This window comes from Streptomyces sp. NPDC001381 (genome assembly GCF_042895685.1).
In the GTDB taxonomy this organism is placed as follows: Bacteria; Actinomycetota; Actinomycetes; order Streptomycetales; family Streptomycetaceae; genus Streptomyces.
The window spans coordinates 468,161-485,512 of the sequence record NZ_JBIAWO010000003.1 but is presented as its reverse complement, the minus strand read 5'-3'; the positions used below and the strand labels follow the sequence as shown (position 1 = coordinate 485,512).

16 protein-coding genes are annotated in these 17,352 nt (G+C 71.9%); 8 read left to right on the top strand and 8 right to left on the bottom strand.

Translation table 11 applies throughout. The features are described from left to right. Positions 1–39: 39 nt before the first annotated feature. A complete protein-coding gene (locus ACFY2L_RS15810) occupies positions 40–1,032 on the top strand; it encodes a glycosyltransferase family 2 protein (RefSeq protein ID WP_390658397.1) in 993 nt (330 codons plus the stop codon). On the opposite strand, the gene ACFY2L_RS15805 is transcribed toward ACFY2L_RS15810, so the two are convergent. The 4 genes from ACFY2L_RS15805 to ACFY2L_RS15790 all read right to left on the bottom strand — a co-directional run bounded on the left by ACFY2L_RS15805 (position 998) and on the right by ACFY2L_RS15790 (position 4,799). Then, positions 998–2,248: a glycosyltransferase 87 family protein gene (locus ACFY2L_RS15805; protein WP_390658398.1), complete on the bottom strand. Its 1,251-nt coding sequence runs from the start codon at positions 2,246–2,248 to the stop codon at positions 998–1,000. The two genes, ACFY2L_RS15810 and ACFY2L_RS15805, sit on opposite strands and share 35 nt — an antisense overlap. After that, positions 2,245–2,865: a tetratricopeptide repeat protein gene (locus ACFY2L_RS15800; protein ID WP_390658399.1), complete on the bottom strand. Its 621-nt coding sequence runs from the start codon at positions 2,863–2,865 to the stop codon at positions 2,245–2,247. Before ACFY2L_RS15800 ends, ACFY2L_RS15805 begins: the two co-directional genes overlap by 4 nt. Before the next feature lie 175 nt (positions 2,866–3,040). Then, the gene (locus ACFY2L_RS15795; RefSeq protein ID WP_390658400.1) at positions 3,041–3,478 is read right to left on the bottom strand and encodes a hypothetical protein; all 438 of its coding nucleotides are present in this window, start codon (positions 3,476–3,478) and stop codon (positions 3,041–3,043) included. Between the two features lie 109 nt (positions 3,479–3,587). After that, complete coding sequence (locus ACFY2L_RS15790) at positions 3,588–4,799, bottom strand: pyridoxal phosphate-dependent aminotransferase (protein WP_390658401.1); 1,212 nt, start codon at positions 4,797–4,799, stop codon at positions 3,588–3,590. 173 nt (positions 4,800–4,972) lie between these two features. On the opposite strand from ACFY2L_RS15790, the gene ACFY2L_RS15785 reads away from it, so the two are divergent. Beyond that, entirely contained in the window at positions 4,973–5,605 is a 633-nt protein-coding gene (locus ACFY2L_RS15785) for a hypothetical protein (protein WP_390658402.1), read from the top strand. A gap of 211 nt (positions 5,606–5,816) precedes the next feature. After that, entirely contained in the window at positions 5,817–6,659 is an 843-nt protein-coding gene (locus tag ACFY2L_RS15780; protein ID WP_390822599.1) for a serine protease, read from the top strand. 31 nt (positions 6,660–6,690) lie between these two features. On the opposite strand, the gene ACFY2L_RS15775 is transcribed toward ACFY2L_RS15780, so the two are convergent. After that, complete coding sequence (locus ACFY2L_RS15775; RefSeq protein WP_390822598.1) at positions 6,691–8,301, bottom strand: amidohydrolase family protein; 1,611 nt, start codon at positions 8,299–8,301, stop codon at positions 6,691–6,693. Between the two features lie 13 nt (positions 8,302–8,314). Next, positions 8,315–9,580 carry an amino acid deaminase gene (locus ACFY2L_RS15770; RefSeq protein WP_390822597.1) on the bottom strand — a complete coding sequence of 422 codons (1,266 nt, stop codon included), beginning with the start codon at positions 9,578–9,580 and terminating at the stop codon, positions 8,315–8,317. A 136-nt stretch (positions 9,581–9,716) separates the two neighbouring features. Between ACFY2L_RS15770 and ACFY2L_RS15765 the strand changes: the two genes are divergently transcribed. The 4 genes from ACFY2L_RS15765 to ACFY2L_RS15750 all read left to right on the top strand — a co-directional run bounded on the left by ACFY2L_RS15765 (position 9,717) and on the right by ACFY2L_RS15750 (position 12,598). Further along, on the top strand, positions 9,717–10,757 hold the full coding sequence (locus tag ACFY2L_RS15765) for a sugar kinase (protein WP_390822596.1): 1,041 nt from the start codon (positions 9,717–9,719) through the stop codon (positions 10,755–10,757). After that, positions 10,754–11,518, top strand: coding sequence for an IclR family transcriptional regulator (locus ACFY2L_RS15760; RefSeq protein ID WP_390658407.1), 765 nt, complete (start codon positions 10,754–10,756; stop codon positions 11,516–11,518). Before ACFY2L_RS15765 ends, ACFY2L_RS15760 begins: the two co-directional genes overlap by 4 nt. Continuing rightward, complete coding sequence (locus ACFY2L_RS15755) at positions 11,515–11,925, top strand: RidA family protein (RefSeq protein ID WP_390658408.1); 411 nt, start codon at positions 11,515–11,517, stop codon at positions 11,923–11,925. Before ACFY2L_RS15760 ends, ACFY2L_RS15755 begins: the two co-directional genes overlap by 4 nt. 109 nt (positions 11,926–12,034) lie before the next feature. Then, the gene (locus ACFY2L_RS15750) at positions 12,035–12,598 is read left to right on the top strand and encodes a hypothetical protein (RefSeq protein ID WP_390822595.1); all 564 of its coding nucleotides are present in this window, start codon (positions 12,035–12,037) and stop codon (positions 12,596–12,598) included. A 214-nt stretch (positions 12,599–12,812) separates the two neighbouring features. On the opposite strand, the gene ACFY2L_RS15745 is transcribed toward ACFY2L_RS15750, so the two are convergent. After that, the gene (locus tag ACFY2L_RS15745; RefSeq protein WP_390822594.1) at positions 12,813–14,180 is read right to left on the bottom strand and encodes a M14 family metallopeptidase; all 1,368 of its coding nucleotides are present in this window, start codon (positions 14,178–14,180) and stop codon (positions 12,813–12,815) included. 306 nt (positions 14,181–14,486) lie between these two features. On the opposite strand from ACFY2L_RS15745, the gene ACFY2L_RS15740 reads away from it, so the two are divergent. Continuing rightward, complete coding sequence (locus ACFY2L_RS15740) at positions 14,487–15,812, top strand: Nramp family divalent metal transporter (RefSeq protein ID WP_390658411.1); 1,326 nt, start codon at positions 14,487–14,489, stop codon at positions 15,810–15,812. Between the two features lie 248 nt (positions 15,813–16,060). On the opposite strand, the gene ACFY2L_RS15735 is transcribed toward ACFY2L_RS15740, so the two are convergent. After that, complete coding sequence (locus tag ACFY2L_RS15735; RefSeq protein ID WP_390822593.1) at positions 16,061–17,329, bottom strand: hypothetical protein; 1,269 nt, start codon at positions 17,327–17,329, stop codon at positions 16,061–16,063. Positions 17,330–17,352: the final 23 nt, after the last annotated feature.

Below are 17,352 nucleotides of genomic sequence, written 5' to 3'. Positions count from 1 at the left end.
TGTCGTGCCCGTCCGCTCCGGATGGGCTGGGATCACCGCATGATCGAGTCGTCGGTTGAGCTGTCGGTCGTGATTCCGATGTTCAACGAGGAAGAGGCCCTGCCCGCTCTGGCGGAGCGGCTGCGGCCGGTGCTGGACGGGACCGGGGAGACGTACGAGGTCGTCGCCGTGGACGACGGTTCCACTGACGGGACGGTCGGTCAACTCGAACACCTGCGGGCCGGCTGGCCGCAGCTGCGGGTGGTACGGCTGCGCCGCAACAGCGGGCACCAGGCCGCGCTGACCGCCGGACTGCACCACGCCCGGGGTCACTACGCGGCGAGCCTCGACGCCGACCTCCAGGACCCGCCGGAGAAGATCCCCGAGATGCTCGCCCTGGCCCGCTCCCGGCACCTGGACGTCGTCTACGGCGTACGCGCCAACCGCTCCAGCGACACCGGCTTCAAACGCCGTACCGCCGCCGCCTACTACTGGCTGATGCGCCGTCTGGTCGGCAACCACGTCTCCGCCCAGGCCGGCGACTTCCGGCTGCTGTCGCGCAACGCCCTCGACGCCCTGAAGGCCCTGCCCGACCAGCCGCAGGTGTACCGGCTCCTCATGCCGTGGTTCGGTTTCCCCAGCGGCGAGGTCGCCTACCGCCGCGACCCGCGCGTCGCCGGCCGCACCAAGTACCCCCTGCGCAAGATGGTCCTGCTGGCGGTCGACAGCGTGATCGGCTTCTCCGTCGCCCCGCTGCGGCTGGCCATCTGGCTCGGCGTGCTCGCCTTCTGCGTCTGCCTCGGCATGCTCACGTACACCCTGTCCGCGTACGCCGCGGGCGAGACCACCCGCGGCTGGACCTCCCTGATCATCGCGGTGCTCTTCGTCGGCTCCGTCCAGCTCATCTGCCTGGGTGTGGTCGGCGAGTACATCGGCCGCATCTACACCGCGGCCCAGCGGCGCCCCACCTACTACGTCGCCGACGACACCGGCGCGTCCGCCGCCTCCGCGACCGCCCTCAGGTCCGGGCCGGCGCGGCCGCGGTCGGGCTGACCGCCGGCCGGCCGGCTCCGGCCGGCGCCTGCGGGCCCCGGGACAGCTCGCGGACGGCCGTCCGGAGCACGGCCACCAACGCCAGCAGCATCAGCGCGCTGTGCGCGGGCATCGACAGATACGGGGCCAGCTCCGTGGAGTTGCACTTCAGATAGCTGCCGAACGAGGCGAGCTGCACCAGCACCGGCACGTACCAGAGCCGCCGGGGCAGGGCGAACGCGGCCACCACGCTGAGCACGTCCGCGACGTAGAAGTACCGCTCGTGCATCGAGGGCAGCAGGAACGGCACCACGATCGCGGAGCAGGCGGCCAGCAGCACGACGTGGGTGTCCGTCAGCCCCGGCGCCCCGGGGGCGGCGTCCGGCGCGCCGGACCGGCCGCGCCGCAGGGACCACACCGCCAGCCCGGTCAGAAGGGTCACGAGCACGCCCGCGGCCAGCACCCCCGCGGTGCGCACCGGGCCGGTGTCCCCAGGCACCGAAACGAACTCGTATACGGACGGCGCCTGGAGGGACAGGAGCTGGTAGGTGTCCGTCTGCCGGGCGTAGACCGTCAGCAGCCGCCAGGGGTCGGCGCCGAGCAGCAGGGCCGGCACGTCGAGGGCGAGGTACGCGCCCGGAACCGCGAGCAGGCTCCGCCACGGCACCCGTCCCACCAGGACCAGGACGAGCAGGAAGGGGAAGAGGAAGACGGCCTGGAACTTGAACGCCAGGGCGACCCCGAAGAACGCGCACGCCCACCACGGCCGGCGGCCCAGCACATGATGGACGCCGCCGACCAGGAAGGCCGCGTAGACGGCGTCGCACTGGCCCCACCATCCGCTGTTGGTGACGACGGTGGGCAGGAACAGCACCACCGCCGCCGCGCCGAAGCCGGCCCAGGACGGGACGGGACGCAGCCGGGTCACGATCCGGAAGGTGTAGTACGCGAGCGCCAGGTCGAACAGGACCGAGATCCACTTGATGCCGGCCAGCGCCGGAAGCGGCAGGTAGGTGAGCGCGGCCAGCAGGTACAGGTAGGGGACGTTGTAGTCCGAGAAGCCGGGGTCGGCGAGGGCCTGGAAACCGCCGTGGGCCGACAGATGCCGGTACCAGGGATCGAGAAAGGTGACGTAGTCGCCCGATGTGCCGGGCATCAGGAAGATGCGGGCCGAGAGGGCCGCCGCCACCGTGGTGTACACGGTCAGCGCCCGCACCGTCGGATCGGTCGTCGTCATCCGGCACTCCCTGCGGGGCTCGGTTCGGGTGCGGGGCGCAGTGAATCCCGGAAGGACTCCGGCACCTGGGAAAGGAGCGCGGGATCGGCCGCGACGGCACTGCGGAACTCGTCGGCCGCTTCCCGGTCGCGATGCTTGCGCGCCCAGAGGTCCCCGAGGTGCAGATGTGCCGTGGCCGCCCGCGGATCGGCTCCGACGGCGCGTTCCAGGAGTCCCATGGCGCGGTCGGGGTCGCTCGACTTCAGCAGCAGCGCCTCGTTGAAGAGGGCCGCCTGGAACGACGGATCGATCTTCAGGGTCTTCTCGTAGGCGGCGCGGGCGTCGGCGGTCCGGCCGTCCTCGTGCGCGATGACGCCCAGGTTGTACCAGGCGACCGCGTTGTCCGGGTCCAGCGCGAGGACCTTGCGGTAGAGACGGGAGGCCCCTTGGGGATCCTCGCTCTGCTGCAGCGCGAGTCCTGTGCGCAGCAGGGTGTCGGCCGTCGGGGGCTGTTCCACCGGGGGCCGTGCCGCCGATTCCGGGAACGCCGCCGAACAGGCGACCACCGACCACGCCATCACTCCGGTGGCAACGGCAGCCGCACCGGAGAGCACCACCAACAATCGCCCGCGTTTCACGCCATGACGTTACGAGGCCGTTCTCACGCCGCGGACGAGCGGCGGGCGGGGGAGGGGTGCGGTCCACCCGAATGCAGGCAGCGGGGCGCCGCCTGGCGGACGGAAAGGTGGCGCCCGGTCCGCGCGTCGCTGCGGGTGCACGCGGACCGGGGCCGTAGAGGGACCCCGAAGGGGGTCAGCCGGCGGTGCTCAGCTCCTGCTGCTCCGCCAGTGCGGCGGCGTGCGCGTCCATGCGCTGCGCCGCCAGGATCGCCGCCGCCGTGTCCGCGCGGGACGCGGCGACGACCAGGGCCCGTCCCGCGAGGGAGTGCGCCCGCTGGTGCAGGGCGGCGACCCGGGACTCGTGGCCGGCGGAGGCCGCCGCCCGGGCCGGTGCCCGGCCTCCCCGCAGCCGGGCCACCTGCTGTGCGAGCCGTGCGGCCGCGGCGTCGAGGTCGTCGGACGGCGCCGGCCCGCGCAGCTCGTCGGTGACGGCGAGCAGGGCGGCGAGGTGACCGGCGAGCTGGATGTCCAGCTCCTCCTCGCGGCTGCGGTGGGGGAAGTCGGAGGTGCCGGCCATCGTGCTGTGGACGGAGCCCTTGCGTGCGGAGGGGGTGCGGATCGGCTCGTACATGAGGATGGCCTCCTGTGCTCTGACAGGAAGCCATCCTAGCTTGGATTTCGTCTAAAGTTGAGCCGTTCACAGAACAGGACGACAGCTCCACGCACCGTGAGGGACGGGGTCAGGGCTGGCCGTAGCCGTCCAGGAAGCGCGCGATCCGGCCCATGGCGTCCCGCAGGTCCGTCGCCGTCGGCAGGGTGACCACCCGGAAGTGGTCCGGCTCCGGCCAGTTGAAGCCGGTGCCCTGGACGACCATGATCTTCTCCTGGCGCAGCAGGTCCAGGACCATCTGCCGGTCGTCCTTGATCTTGAAGACGGTCGGGTCGAGGCGCGGGAAGAGATACAGCGCCCCCTTCGGCCGGACGCAGGTCACCCCCGGGATCTGCGTCAGCAGCTCGTACGCCGTGTCCATCTGCTCCTTCAGCCGCCCGCCCGGCAGCACCAGGTCGTCGATGGACTGCCGCCCGCTGAGCGCGGCCACCACTCCGTGCTGGCCCGGCATGTTCGCGCACAGCCGCATGTTCGCCAGGATCGTCAGACCCTCGATGTAGGAGTCGGCGTGGGCGCGCGGGCCGGAGATCGACATCCAGCCCACCCGGTAGCCGGCGACGCGGTAGGCCTTCGACATCCCGTTGAAGGTGAGCGTCAGCAGGTCCGGGGCCACGGCGGCGGTGGGCGTGTGCGTGGCACCGTCGTACAGGATCTTGTCGTAGATCTCGTCGGAGCAGACGAGCAGGTTGTGCCGCCGCGCGATGTCGGTGAGTCCGCGGACCATCGCCTCGTCGTACACCGCCCCCGTCGGGTTGTTGGGGTTGATGATGACGATCGCCTTGGTGCGGTCGGTGACCTTGCGCTCGACGTCCGCGAGGTCGGGCATCCAGTCCGACTGCTCGTCGCAGCGGTAGTGGACGGCCGTGCCGCCGGACAGCGACACGGCGGCCGTCCACAGCGGGTAGTCGGGCGACGGTACGAGCACCTCGTCGCCGTCGTCCAGGAGCCCCTGCATCGCCATCACGATCAGCTCGGAGACGCCGTTGCCGATGAAGACGTGCTCGACGTCCGTCTCGATGCCGAGGGTCTGGTTGTGCATGACGACCGCGCGGCGCGCCGCCAGCAGGCCCTTGGCGTCGCCGTAGCCGTGCGCCGTGGAGACGTTGCGGAGGACGTCCTCCAGGATCTCCGGCGGGGCCTCGAAGCCGAAGGCGGCCGGGTTGCCGGTGTTCAGCTTGAGGATGCGGTGCCCTGCCGCTTCCAGGCGCATCGCCTCCTCGAGAACCGGGCCCCGGATCTCGTAACAGACGTTGGCGAGCTTGGTCGACTGGATCACCTGCATGTCTGGGAGCTTACGGCCCGGTAACGCTCCGCGGGGCGTGTTTTCCACCACGCGAGACGGGTGTTTTGGTCGGTTATCGCCGGTAGCTGTCCCCTGAGGGGTGCCCGTCCCTACAATGCGCGCCCATGTCCAGGCCGGGCGAGTACGAAAACGGGACGAACGGAGTGAATTCCATGAAGGGCGACGCGCCCGAGGTTCAGCCGGTCGTGTACCAGCCGTACGCCGAGACCGATGTGCCCTCCTATGAGCAGTACGCCGACCCGGCGGCCGCGCACGGCTGGCAGAACGCGTACGACGAGACCCAGCAGCTGCCCCGGATCGGCCTCGACCGGGGCGACGGCCTGCCCGGCGGCCGCGCGGACCGCCGTCGTGCCGCCCGCCGCGGGGACGGCCGGCGTCGGGTGATGATCGCCGCGGGTGCGGTGGGGGCCGCTTCCCTGGCCGCCGTGATCGCCGGCTTCTCGCTCTCCGGGTCCGCGTCGAGCGGGTCGGGCGGCGAGAAGGGCGGCACCCGGTCGGACCTGCCCAGCGTCACGGACCTGGTGTCCTCGGGCGGGTCGGCCGTGCCCGGGACGGCCGAGTCCTCCGGTTCGTCGACCGCCACCGCGTCGCCCGGCGAGAGCGCCTCGGCGGACGCCTCCGCCGGCCCGACGGTGAGCGGCGAGCCCTCGACGGCCCCCTCCTCCGCCTCCTCCGCCTCCGTCGCCCCCTCGCCCGCCGTCACGTCCTCCACCTCGGACGACTCCACCCCGGCCGACACCGCCCCGGGCAACTCCAACGGCAAGGGCCGCGGGCGGGGGCACTGACACCGCGGCAGGTGGCACCTTCGCCGCGGTCCCGGGCCCGCCGGTGAACGGCCGCCGCCCGGGGGTCCCACCGGGAGACGGACCGGATCGCGCCAACTCCCGGCCGGAATCAACTGCTTGCCCCTCCGTGCATCCGTACCAAGAATGCACATGACAAAAAAGTGGCGGCCGGAAGATCTCCGGTCGCCTCGTCGTCAGAGGGGACCCCCACATGAGAAAGCCTCTCGTTGCCGCCGTCTTCGCCCTGGCCGTCGCCGGGGCCGGTGCGGCACCCGCGGTCGCGGCGCCCGACGCGAAGGACGCGGCCGCGCCCACGCTCCAGGCCGTCAACCTCGCCGGGACCGTGGCGCTCAGCAACTGTTCCGGATCGGTCATCCGCTTCCCGAACTCCCTGGACACCGACCCGGCGCTGGTGCTCAGCAACGGCCACTGCCTGACCTCCGGCTTCCCGGAGCCGGGTGAGGTCCTCACCAACCAGGCCTCCTCCCGGACGTTCGGCCTGCTCAACTCCTCCGGCACCCGCGTCGCGACGCTGCGCGCCAGCAAGCTCGCCTACGCGACGATGACCGACACGGACGTGTCGATCTACCAGCTCACCAGCACGTACGCGACGATCAAGAACTCGTACGGGATCTCCGCGCTGACCGTGCAGGACACCCATCCGACCGCCGGCACCGCCATCACCGTGGCGTCCGGCTACTGGAAGAGGCTCTACAGCTGCAACGTCGACGGGTTCGTCTACCGCCTGAAGGAGGGCGACTGGACCTGGAAGGACTCGGTCCGCTACACCTCCGCCTGCCAGACGATCGGCGGCACCTCCGGCTCGCCGGTGATCGACCAGTCCACCGGCAAGGTGGTCGCCGTCAACAACACCGGCAACGAGGACGGCGAATCCTGCACGGTGAACAACCCCTGCGAGGTCGACGCGAGCGGCAACGTCACCGTCCGCCAGGGCATCAACTACGCCCAGGAGACCTACCAGATCCCCGCCTGCTTCACGACCGGCAACCAGCTCAACCTGAGCGCGAGCGCGTGCACCCTGCCCAAGCCGTGAGGCGCAGGCCGTAAGGCGCGCGGGCGTTCCGTCACACGGGACTGCGACGGACCGCCCGGCCCGCCAGCACATCCGTCCGCCGGCCGTCCTCGATGACGAAACGGCCGTCGACGAGGACGTACGGGATGCCGGTGGGAAGCGTGCGGGGGGCGTCGTACGTCGAACCGGCCGCCACCGTCCGCGGATCGAACAGGACCAGGTCGGCGCGGTGGCCCTCGCGGACCAGGCCCCGGTCGGGCAGGCGCAGCCGGGCCGCCGGACGGCCGGTCAGATGCGCCACGCACTCCTCCAGGGACAGGATCCCCAGCTCCCTCACGTACCGGCCGAGGTAGTGCGGGAACGTGCCGTACGCCCGCGGGTGCGGCCTGGCGCCCTGCAGGACACCGTCCGAGCCGCCCGTGTGCACGCGGTGGCGCATGATGGCCCGCACGTTCTCCTCGTGGCCCACGTGCTGGAGGATCGTCGGGCCGAGGGCGTCCTCGAGCAGCAGCCGGCGGGCCGTCGCCCACGGTGTCTCGCCGCGCAGCGACGCCGACTGCCGGACCGTACGGCCGACGAAGTCCCCGAGGGCCGGGTTCGTCACGCCCGAGATCTCGATCGTGTCCCAGTCCACCGGCACCCCGTGGCAGCCGTCCGCCCCGGTCACCTCCAGGTCGTGGCGGATGCGTTCGGCGGTCCCGTCGTGCGCGAGGCGGCGCAGGACCTCCCGGGGGCCGCCCTCGCCCGCCCAGCTCGGCAGCAGGGCCGCGAGCGTGGTGCAGCCGGGCGTGTAGGGGTAGGTGTCGAGCGTGATGTCGGCGCCCGCGTCGAGCGCCTCGTCCAGGAGGGCGAGCAGCTCGGGCGCCCTGCCCTCGTTCACGCCGAAGTTCATCGTGGCGTGGGCCAGGTGGAGCGGGCAGTCCGCCTGCCGGGTCAGCTCCACCATCTCGGCGTACGCCTCCAGCGCGCCCGCCCCGTAGGAGCGGTGGTGCGGGCAGTAGTAGCCGCCGTAGCGGGCCACCACCCGGCACAGTCCGGTCAGTTCGGCGTCCCCGGCGTACATGCCGGGCGTGTACGTCAGGCCGGACGACAGGCCGACCGCCCCCTGTTCCAGGCCCTCCGCCACCAACTGCCGCATCCGGTCCGTCTCCTGGGGCGTGGCCGGGCGGTCCTCCCAGCCCACGGCCAGGGCGCGGACCGTGCCCTGCGGGACGAGGTAGGCGGCGTTCACCGCGATGCCCCGGTCCAGGCGGTCCAGGTACTCGCCCACCGACCGCCAGTCGAAGTCGACGTCGTCGCCGGGGCCGTTCCAGCCGGCGACGGCCTGGCGGACCGCCGCGAGGGTGCGGTCGTCGACCGGGGCGTACGACAGCCCGTCCTGGCCCAGGACCTCGAGCGTCACTCCCTGCGCGGCCTTCGCGCTGTGGTCCGGGTCGCGCAGCAGGGCGAGGTCGCTGTGCGCGTGCATGTCGATGAAGCCGGGGGAGAGGACCAGTCCCTCCGCGTCCAGCTCCCGCACGGCCCGGGGCCGCTGACAGCCCGCCGCCGCGGCCTCCTTGACGATCGACACGATCCGTCCGCCGTCGATCACCACGTCCGCGCGGTAGGAGTCCGCGCCGGTGCCGTCGACGACGTCCGCGTCCCTGACGACGAGGTCCTCCATGCCGGCCCTCCGCTCAGAAGAACGTACGGATGTACTCGACGACCGTGCCGTCCGCCTCCGCGACCGGGATCAGCGGCCACTTGTCGAAGGACGTGCACGGGTGGGACAGGCCCAGGCCGACCCAGTCGCCCACCCGGACGTCCGCCTCGTCGGTGGTGCGCAGCCAGGCGTGCTGGTCGGACAGGGCGGTGACCGAGACGCCGGTGGCCGGGCGCTCCGTGCCGTCGCGGCGCACCACCTGGGCGAACGGCAGGTCCAGGTCGTAGGCGGCGTCCCGCTTGCCCGCGTTCACGAACGCCTGGGAGGGGGAGGGGCGGGAGACGACCTGGGTCCACAGGCGGAAGGCCGGTTCCAGGGCGCCTTCCCCCGGCACCCGGTTGAACGGGGTCAGCCGGCGGTAGTGGCCGTCGTCGTGCGAGACGTACGCGCCCGAGCGCAGCAGCTTCAGGACGGGGGAGGACAGGCCGGGGATCTCGGCGAAGACCTCGGCGACCGCGTCGAACCAGGCGCTGCCGCCCGCGCTGACGACGATCTCCTCCACGCCGGCGAACCGGCCCGCCTTGTCGAAGTCGACGGCGAGCGCCACCAGCCGGCGCAGCCAGGCCCGCACCCGCTCCTGGTCCGCCCGCGGGACCTCGCCCTCGTACCCCGCGACCCCCACCAGCCGCAGGGTCGCGGTGGCGGCCACCGCGTCCGCGACGGCCGCGCACTCCGCCTCCGTGCGGACACCGGTACGGGCGTCCTCGCCGGCGGCCAGTTCGACGACCACGTCCAGCGGGCGGGCCGCCCCGGTCAGGGCCGCGTCCATCAGCTCGACCCCGCGCACGGAGTCGACGTAGCAGACGAGCCGGAAGGCCGGATCGGCCGACAACTGGCCGGAGAACCAGCGCAGGGCCGCGGCGTCCACGACCTCGTTCGCGAGGAACACCCGCCGCACGCCGTACGCCCGCGCCACCCTGACCTGGTGCGGGACGGCCAGGGTGATGCCCCAGGCGCCGTAGTCGATCTGGCGCTGGAAGAGCTGCGGCGCCATGGTCGTCTTGCCGTGCGGGGCGAACGCGAGGCCGTGGCGGGTCGCGTACGTCTCCATCAGGCGCAGGTTGTGCTCCAGGCGCTCGGCGGACAGGGCCAGGACCGGGGTCGCGAAGCCGTCGGCGAAGAGGTTGCGGCGCTGGGCGGTCAGCTCGGCGACGGTGAGGCCGTCGGCGTCCGGCGGGAGGCCCTTGAAGCGGTGGTCGACGCGTTCCTCGGCGAGTCGGGCGAGCGCCTCGGTGCTCATGGAACCTCCCTGGTCAGGATCGTTGCAGTATGTGCAACATCCATTGCGTATGTCGCTTGACGCTGTCTAACATCTCGGCCGACGCGGGGTCAACGGACCCGCCTCCCCTTCCCCGACACCGGGAGCCACGACGATCGTGACCGAGACCGGAGCCCGCCACGACCCCGACGGCGTGGACGTCGTCGCGCTCGGCGAGTCCATGGTCACCTTCCTTCCCTCCCGTCCCGGCCGCCTCGCCGACGTTCCCTCCTTCGACCGGGCCGTCGGCGGCGCGGAGTCCAACGTGGCGTGCGCGCTGGCGGCGGCCGGGCACGCGGTGCGCTGGGTCAGCCGGGTGGGCGCGGACGGCTTCGGCGACCACCTCGTCGAGACCATCGGCTCCTACGGGGTGGACGTGACGTCCGTGCGGCGGGACCCGGAGCGCCCGACCGGCGTCTACTTCCGCACCGCCGGGGACCGGGCCACCGCCGCCCACGAGGTGGCGTACTACCGCGCCGGCTCGGCGGCCTCCGCGATGGCCGTGGGGAACGTGGACCTGGCGGCGGTGCGGGCGGGGCGGGTGCTGCATCTGTCGGGCATCACGGCCGCCCTGTCCGGGGACTGCCTCGGGCTGCTGCGCGCCCTCACCGCCCCGCGGCCCGGCCGCCCGCTCGTCTCCTTCGACGTCAACCACCGGCCCGGGCTGTGGACGGACGGTGACGGCCCACGGGTCCTGCGGGACCTCGCGCGCGGCGCCGACCTCGTCTTCGTCGGCGCGGACGAGGCCGAGGAGGTGTGGGGCCTGAAGGACGCCGACGCCGTCCGCACCGCGCTCCCCGGCCCCGCGGTGCTCGTCGTCAAACAGGGGGAGCGCGGGGCGACCGTCCTCGGCAGGGAGAGCGCCCTCCACGTGCCCGCCCCGCACGTCGACGTCGTCGCCGCCGTCGGCGCGGGCGACGCCTTCGCCGCCGGGTTCCTCTCCGCCACCCTGCGCGGGCTGCCCGCCCGCGACCGGCTGCGGCACGGGCACCTCATGGCCGCCGCCGCCCTGACCGTCCCCGGAGACCTCGCCGTGCCCCCGTCCCGGGGCCACGCCGACCGTCTGGCCGCCCTCGACGACCGGACGTGGGGGACACTTCGACTCGGCCCCGGCTGGACCCGAGCCGCAGCGGCCCCCGAGGAGGTACGCACCCCATGAGCCAGACCGTCGACCGCGCCCTGAGCATCCTGCCGCTGCTCGCCGAGGGCCCCGCCGACCTCGGACAGGTCGCCGGCCGCCTCGGCGTCCACAAGTCGACGGCCCTCAGGCTGCTGCGCACCCTCCACGAACACGGCCTCGTCTACCGCCAGTCCGACCAGCGCTACCGGCTCGGCGCCCGCCTCTTCGCCCTCGCCCAGGAGGCCATGGAGAACCTCGACGTCCGCGAGATCGCCCACCCCCACCTCGTACGGCTGAACGAACAGTGCGGGCACACCGTGCACCTCGCCGTGTACGAGGAGGGCGAGGTCCTCTACATCGACAAGGTGGAGAGCCGCTACCCGGTGCGGATGTACTCGCGGATCGGCAGGCCGGTGGCCATCACGGTCGCCGCCGTCGCCAAGCTGCTCCTGGCCGACCTGCCCGAGGCCGAGCGGCGCGCGGTCGCCGAGAAGCTCGACTATCCCCACTACACGGCCCGCTCCACCCCCGACGCCGCCGCCTTCCTGCGGGAGTTGGAGAAGGTGCGCGCGCAGGGCTGGGCCACCGACCTCGGCGGCCACGAGGAGTCCGTCAACTGCGTCGCCGCACCGATCCGCGGCGCCGACGGCCGGGTGGTCGCCGCGATGTCGGTCTCCGCGCCGAACGTCGTCGTCACCGCCGACGAACTCCTCGCCCTCCGCCCGCTGGTGCGCCGTACGGCGGACGCGATCAGCGGCGAGTACTCCGGCAGGACACCGATCAAGGAAGCGACCCGATGACCGAGAAGACCGCGCTCACCCCGAAGACCCACACCGCCCCGCCCGCGACGTTCTCGCACGGGGTGAAGAAGGGGAACATCCTCCAGGTCGCCGGCCAGGTCGGCTTCCTCCCCGCCGAGGAGGGCAGGCCGCCCACGCCCGCCGGCCCCACCCTGCGCGAGCAGACATTGCAGACCCTCGCCAACGTCGAGGCGGTCCTCCGGGAGGGCGGCGCGAGCTGGGACGACGTGATGATGATCCGGGTCTATCTGACGGACGTGGACCACTTCGCCGAGATGAACGCGATCTACGACGCGTACTTCGAGGAGCAGGCCCTCACCGCCCCGCCCGCCGCCCGTACGACGGTCTACGTCGGCCTCCCCGCCGGACTGCTCGTCGAGATCGACGCGCTGGCCGTGCTCGGCTGACGCACCGCCACCCCGTCGGCGAGCGGGACACCCCGGTTCGTGTAGGTCTCTGGTAACGAAGTAGGGGCTGGCTGTGTCCGGCACAGGATCTTCGACCATACTGCCCGCTGTGGAGCAGCGCATAGGTTCGAGCAGCCAGCCCCTGGAGGGCGCCGGATTCGACCCGGCATTCATCCCCGGGCTCACGTCGCCCGTGACCGCGGAGCCTGAGGAGACGAAGGCGGCCGCGGACGTCGACGACAGCGACGACAGCGACGACAGCGACGACAGCGACGACAGCGACGACGTCCAGGACGCGGTCGTCGAGGCCGGGGCGGCGGAGACTCCCGCCGAGGAGGAGCCGGACGAGCCCTCCGACGGCCCCGTCTTCGAGGCCTCCGACCGCCGGGCGCGGATCACCGCCGACGCCAGGGGTGTCCGGCTCCGCCTCGACGAGGAGGAGTGCGAGTTCCGCTGGGACGAGATCGGCGCGATCGAGACGGAGGCGCCGCGCTTCGGCAAGCGGTTCACCATCACGGTGCACACCCCTGACCGCCGCTGGTACCCGATAGAGGTCGAGGCGACGGCCAGGGCGCGCTTCAAGGAGTGGGAGTCGGCGCTGGACGAGGTCCTCGACGCCTACTTCGAAGAGGGCGACGAGGAGGCCGAGGCCGGCCAGGCGCGCGAGGCGTGACCCTCGGCGCCTTCGCCACGGGGCGCACCTAGGGCCTGTCGTTTGGCTCACGCCGCAGACGCGGGGTCCGGCACGCACGTCTGCGGCGTTGTCGTCGGTTGCCGACGCTTCGCGTCGACGCCCTCCTCCGCCTTGCAGCCGCACGCACCGGACCCCGCTCGGGCCGGCCCGAAGGCACCGTCACTTTCCTGCGGCCTGATCCAAACGACAGGCCCTAACCGCAGTACTGGGTCGCCTTGCCGATCGACCGGTACATGCAGTCGGCGTTCTCCAGCAGTTGCAGCACCGCGTCCCGGTTCCGGGAGGTCTCCCGCTCGATCACCTCGTCGGGCGGGTAGAACCCACCCCCGGAACTGGACGTCGGATACATCTCGAAGGTGTACGAGAAGATCTTGTGCACGCCCCAGAGATAGTCGTCGATCGACCCGTCCGTGATGTACAGGTCGCTGGACTGCTCCGCGGTGTACCCGTTGCTCGCGGCCATCTTCTGCCCGACCGCCTTGAACGCGGCGTTGTCGTCGGCCGTCATGCCGGTCGCCGTGTCGGAGTACGTGTACCCGAACGGCCACAGCACCAGCTCGCTGTAGGTGTGGAAGTCGATCCCGGCGGTGATCTGCTGCTTGCCGCCCACCACCCGGCTGCGGACGAAGTCGGCGACGACCTTCACCTCGGGCGCCGACTCGGCCGCGGTGCCCCGGTACGTCTCGGACGACGTGGAGCCCGAGGAGCCGCCGCAGCAGCCCCACTTGTAGTTCCAGTTCCGGTTGAGGTCCGTGCCGACGTACGAGGAACCGGAGTTGGGCTGCCGGTTCTTGCGCCACGAGCGGTAGGAGCCGGTGGCGATGTCGTACTCGCCGCCGTCCGGGTTGAGGTCGGGGACGATCCAGATCTCGCGCCCGTTGACCATGCTGGTGACCCGGGAGTCGGAGCCGTAGCCCGCCCCCAGTTCGCGCAGCAGGTACAGGGCCATCTCGACGGTGAGGTGCTCGCGGGCGTGCTGGTGGTGGGTGAACAGCACCTCCGGCTCGGCCTCGTCGGTGCCCACGTTGTCGCTGATCTTGATGGCGACGATGTCCCGGCCGCCGTATGACCTGCCGATGACCCGCTTGCTCATGATGTTCGGGTAGGCGGCGATGCGCTGGTCGATCTCCGCCGTCATCTCTGCGTAGTTGTGGTACCTGGAGTCGGCCGACGGGAAGTCGAAGAGCCGCACCTCGCTCTCGGCGAGGCGGTCGGGCGCGGAGCCCACTTCGGTGACCTCGTAGCCCTGGGCGCGCAGCTTCCGGATCTGGTCCGCCCGGCCGGAGACGACCACGGTCTCCTCGTCGGCCTCGTCGACGCTCACCCCGGCCTGGGCGATCGCGGTGCGCGTGAGGGGGGTGCTGTGGTCGACGTGGATCTCGTACTGGCGGATGTCGTCGGACGAGCGGGCCGCCTTCGGGGCGCTGTCGGCCGAGGCGTCGGTGGCCGTCGCCGAGAGGGGGGCCGCCGCGAGGGCCAGCAGGGCGACGAGGGCGGCGGTCCGTCTGCCGCCGCGGGCGCTGGTGGCGCCGGCGCCTGAGCCGCGGATGCGAAGTCGCATGACGCTCCTTTGTGGGGAGGTGGTGTGGGGGGTCGTGCTGTGCGCTTGCTGTGTGCGGCAGTGCGAGTGCCGCTCATGGTCCGGCGTTGGCATGGTCAGGTCAAGAGGGGATTTGGGAGTCACTGGCCTGAATCATGCGGAAAGCGGCGTCCGATCGGCGGCGCGGCGCACGGACGGCGTGTCGCGGCACACGGTCCCCGGGCGCACCCGCGGGAGTGAGGGCCGGCGGACCCCGCGCCGCCGGATCGGGTGGAGATCGCGCACGCCCTCTTGCCCACCCGGCCCCTTTGGGCTTTCTTGACCGTCATGGCGGACACCACGGGAAACCCCACGGACACCGAGGCACCATCCGGCATCGACAAGAACTCCCCCCGCACGAGCAGTTGGAAGCACATCGGCCCCGGCATCGTCGTGGCCGCGACCGGAGTGGGCGCCGGCGACCTGGTCGCGACCCTCATCGCCGGCAGCAACTTCGGCTACACCCTCCTCTGGGCGGCGATCGTCGGCTGCCTCGTCAAGATCTCCCTCGCCGAGGCGGCCGGCCGCTGGCACCTGTCCACCGGCCGCACCCTGTTCGACGGCTGGGCGAGCCTCGGCCGCTGGACGACGTACTTCTTCGTCGTCTACGCGGTCGTCTGGGGCTTCGTCTACGGCGCGGCCGCGATGTCGTCGAGCGCGCTGCCGCTGCAGGCGCTGTTCCCGGACGTGATGGACCTCCAGTGGTGGGGCATCGCGTGCGGGCTCGTCGGTCTGGTCTTCGTCTGGTTCAACAAGTACGCGGTCTTCGAGAAGGTCATGACGGTGCTGGTCGGCGTCATGTTCGTGGTGACGGTGTACCTGGCGGTCCGGGTGACCCCGAACCTCCCGGACGCGCTGGCCGGCCTGCTCCCCGTCCTGCCCGACGAGAAGGACTCCGTGCTCAACACCCTGGGCCTGATCGGCGGCGTCGGCGGCACCATCACCCTGGCCGCGTACGGCTACTGGGTCAACGCCAAGGGCTGGACCGACACGGGCTGGATGAAGGTGATGCGGCTCGACAACCGCGTCGCCTACGCCACGACCGGCATCTTCGTGGTCGCGATGCTCTTCGTCGGCGCGGAACTGCTGCACTCCGCGAACGTCGCGATCGCGACCGGCGACAAGGGGCTCGTCCAGCTGAGCGACATCCTGGAGGCCGAGTACGGCGGGGCGACGGCCAAGTTCTTTCTGATCGGCTTCTTCGCCACCTCCTTCACGTCCCTGATCGGCGTCTGGCACGGCGTCAGCCTGATGTTCGCCGACTTCGTGGCGCGGTACCGTTCCCGCTCCGGGGCGCGGGGCGCGGAGGTCGCCTCCGGTGAGCGCGAGCGCTCCTGGCCGTTCAGGGCGTACCTGCTGTGGCTGACCTTCCCGCCGATCGTCCTGCTCTTCCAGGGCCAGCCCTTCCGTCTGGTCATCCTGTACGGCGTCCTGGGCGCGGCCTTCCTGCCGTTCCTGGCCGGCACGCTGCTGTGGCTGCTCAACTCGTCCCGCACGCCCGGCCAGTGGCGCAACGGACCGCTGAGCAACGGCATGCTGGCGCTGGCCGGGCTGCTGTTCCTGGTGCTGTGCGTGAAGCAGATCTGGGACCAGCCGTGGTCGGAGTTCTTCTGAGCCGAGTTGGTTGACTTTCGCAAACTTGAGTCTGGCAGTACCTCTCCTGGAGTGCTGCTCCCCGAGGAGAGGTGCTGTCCCGTGCCGGTGACCGGGCTGGACGACAGGACCGCGCTCGTGCTCGGGGCGCCTCCCACGGCACCGACCCGGACGTCCAGCTGCGCCGGCGGGGCGTCAACCGGACCGTCCTCGGCGGGATCGCCGCCAGCCTCGGCGAGATCCTGGCGCTGCTCCGGGGGTGGCCCCGGTCACGGGACCGTGGTGTCGCTCAGCCACTCCGGGCTGAGGGCGATGCGCCGCAGGTCGGACAGCGTGAGAGCGGGTGTCTTCCGGGTCGCGGCCTTGTTCTGGTCACCGGTGTTGAAGGCACTGACGACGACCCGCAGGCCGTTCGTCCGCAGGGCGTCGGCGGTCCACCTCACGACCCCCGCCCCGCCCTTCTCGCCGGGCTCCTCGCGCAGGACGACCCGCGTACCGTCGGCGAGCGTCTCCGCGTCGGAGCCGTAGATGCCCGCGACGTCGGACATACCGGGCTGGACGTTGATCTGCACAAGACTCGCGCCCCTGCCGTCGTCGACGACGACATGGCCGTACTCGGTCTCCTGGCTGCCGCCGGAGCGGATGACGACCTCCTTCGGCAGCAGCAGCTTGAGCTTGCGCAGGATCGTGGCGCCGCTGAGGGAACCGGGACGGGCCGCGGGGGCCGCCGGGGCCGTCGGCGGTGTCTGTTCGGGGATGGCCTCGATGATCGCGCGCCACTGCTTGGCGGAAGCCAGCGCCTTCAACTGCCCCGGGCTCAGGGGCGGGTCGGTCCGGGTGATCGGCTTGCCCTTCTCCGCCGGGGAGTTCCACTCGATGACGCTGACGTGGTGTCCGTCCGGGGTGACCAGGTCGGCACTCCACGCCTTGGTGTCGACGCGACGGTCGGGATACTCGTACCCCTGGTGGACGGTGATCGCGGAGCCGTCGGACAGGGTTTCGGTCACACAGCCGTCGACATCCGACTGCGAGTCCTCGGGGCAGGGGAGCACCTCGGCGGACGGGACGATGCCCTTCCCGTTCGAGGTGATCCGGTCCAGGCCCACGGAGACGGACCCCTCGCCCTGTCCGTCGTCGAACACGCCCACCGCGAGCGGCGGCAGGTCCTCGTCCGTGCCGCGCGCCTCCGTCTTCATGAACTTCCCCTGGGGGAGGAGCTTCTGGAGCGTACGGACCACGTCCTCGGCGGAGTAGGTCTTCCCCGGCACGGAGGTGGGGGTGCGGCTCGCGGCCACGGAGGTCGGCTGCGGGGCGGGCGCGCCGTCCCGCGGCACGAACAGTGCCCCGCCCACCCCCACCAGGGCGAGGCCCGCCACGCTCCCCACGACCGCGGTCCGGCGCTGCAACTGCAACCGCCGACCGCGCCGCGCACCGGCGGCGGCGAGCTCGGTGCGGGGGGAGTCGAAGGCGCCGCCCACCTGGTGCAGGGCGGATGAGAGCCGGTCCTCGAAGGGATCCGTCTGCTGGTCTGCGGGCATGGTGAACCACCGTTTCCACGGGC